Origin of the sequence: Streptomyces musisoli (assembly GCF_016741855.1) — a bacterium.
Taxonomy (GTDB): Bacteria; Actinomycetota; Actinomycetes; order Streptomycetales; family Streptomycetaceae; genus Streptomyces; species Streptomyces musisoli.
Genome location: NZ_JAERRH010000079.1, coordinates 1 through 1407, shown reverse-complemented (window position 1 = coordinate 1407; position 1407 = coordinate 1). Strand labels below are relative to the sequence as shown.

2 protein-coding genes are annotated in these 1407 nt (G+C 70.3%); both read right to left on the bottom strand.

Features of this window, described 5'->3' with window-relative positions:
- A partial coding sequence (gene pdxT, locus JK361_RS40515; RefSeq protein WP_201828225.1) for a pyridoxal 5'-phosphate synthase glutaminase subunit PdxT occupies window positions 1–503 on the bottom strand: 503 nt, incomplete at its 3' end.
- Window positions 504–530: 27 nt separating this feature from the next.
- Window positions 531–1407 (bottom strand): pyridoxal 5'-phosphate synthase lyase subunit PdxS (pdxS, locus tag JK361_RS40510; protein WP_201828223.1); only part of this gene is annotated, 877 nt, incomplete at its 5' end.

The following is a 1407-nucleotide window of genomic DNA, read 5'->3' as shown; positions in this document are numbered from 1 at the left end:
CCCTGGCGGACGGCGACGATGTGGCCGTCGTGCTCGGCGAGCACCTCGGCCCCGGCGCCCACGGACTCGACCCAGGGGGCGCGGATGAAGACGCCCTCTACAGGATCGCCGTCGACGCCGCGGACGTCGACCGCCGCCTCGAAGGACTCGTTCTGGCGGCCGAAGGCGTTGCGGCGCACGATCATGTCGATGCCGCCGACGGTCTCCTGGCCCGAGCGCGGGTCGAGGATCTTGTCGGCGAGCATGATCATGCCCGCGCAGGTGCCGTAGACGGGCATGCCGTCGCGCACGCGCGCGCGGAGGGGTTCCATCACGCCGAACAGGACGGCGAGCTTGGAGATGGTGGTGGACTCGCCGCCGGGCAGGACGAGGCCGTCGACCTCGGCGAGTTCCTCGGGGCGCCGCACCGGCCTGGCCACGGCGTCCGCCGCGGCCAGGGCGATGAGGTGCTCCCGAACGTCGCCCTGGAGGGCCAGGACGCCTATGACGGGTGCGTCAGTCATGTGTTTCGTGCAGTCCTCGAAGGTGGATTACCAGCCGCGGTTGGCGTACCGCTCGGTCTCGGGGAGGGTGTCGCAGTTGATGCCGACCATGGCCTCGCCCAGGTTGCGGGACGCGTCCGCGATGATCTTCGGGTCGTCGTAGAAGGTGGTGGCCTTCACGATGGCGGCGGCACGCTTGGCCGGGTCGCCGGACTTGAAGATGCCGGAGCCGACGAACACGCCCTCGGCGCCGAGCTGGCGCATCAGGGCCGCGTCGGCCGGAGTGGCCACGCCACCGGCGGAGAAGAGGACCACCGGCAGCTTGCCCAGCTCGGCGACCTCCTTGACCAGCTCGAACGGGGCGCGCAGCTCCTTGGCGGCGGCGTAGATCTCGTTGTTGTCGCAGCCGCGCAGCTTGGCGATCTCACCCTTGATCTGGCGCAGGTGACGGACGGCCTCGACGACGTTGCCGGTGCCGGCCTCGCCCTTGGAACGGATCATCGCGGCGCCCTCGGCGATGCGGCGCAGGGCCTCGCCCAGGTTGGTCGCACCACACACGAACGGGGTGGTGAAGGCCCACTTGTCGGAGTGGTTGACCTCGTCGGCCGGGGTGAGGACCTCGGACTCGTCGATGTAGTCCACACCGAGGGACTGCAGGACCTGCGCCTCGACGAAGTGGCCGATGCGGGACTTGGCCATGACCGGGATCGAGACGGCGTCGATGATGCCCTCGATCATGTCCGGGTCGGACATACGGGCCACCCCGCCGTCCTTGCGGATGTCGGCCGGGACCCGCTCCAGGGCCATGACCGCGACGGCGCCCGCGTCCTCGGCGATCTTCGCCTGCTCCGGCGTGACGACGTCCATGATCACGCCGCCCTTGAGCTGCTCGGCCATACCGCGCTTCACACGGGCGGTGCCGGTC